The following is a 380-nucleotide window of genomic DNA, read 5'->3' as shown; positions in this document are numbered from 1 at the left end:
CGGCGGCCGCCAACAGCAGCTCGAGGTCGTCGCCGATGTCCGAGTCGATCTGCTTCTTCTCGGCCACGGCGGCGACATCCTGCCGGTATTCCGGACGAGCCTGGCGCGTGACGTGGTCGACGACCTTCTGGATCTCGGACTCGCTGACCCACGCTCCCTGGACCCGCACGGCCTTCGAGGCGCCCATCGGCAGGAAGAGGCCGTCGCCCTGGCCGATCAGCTTGTCGGCGCCGGGCTGGTCGAGGATGACGCGCGAGTCGGTGACGCTCGTGACGGCGAACGCCAGGCGCGAGGGCACGTTCGCCTTGATGAGCCCGGTGACGACGTCGACGGACGGACGCTGGGTCGCCAGCACGAGGTGGATTCCGGATGCACGTGCC

Annotated in this window: 1 pseudogene; it reads right to left on the bottom strand. The window is 69.5% G+C overall.

From position 1 onward, the window contains the following. Positions 1-380: pseudogene (locus AB4Z02_RS19310) on the bottom strand (cell division protein FtsK); the annotation flags it as partial.

It is taken from the genome of Pedococcus sp. 2YAF34, from assembly GCF_052114585.1.
Classification (GTDB): domain Bacteria; phylum Actinomycetota; class Actinomycetes; order Actinomycetales; family Dermatophilaceae; genus Pedococcus.
Note: the sequence above shows the minus strand (reverse complement) of the source record. Positions and strands in the feature narration are given on the sequence as shown.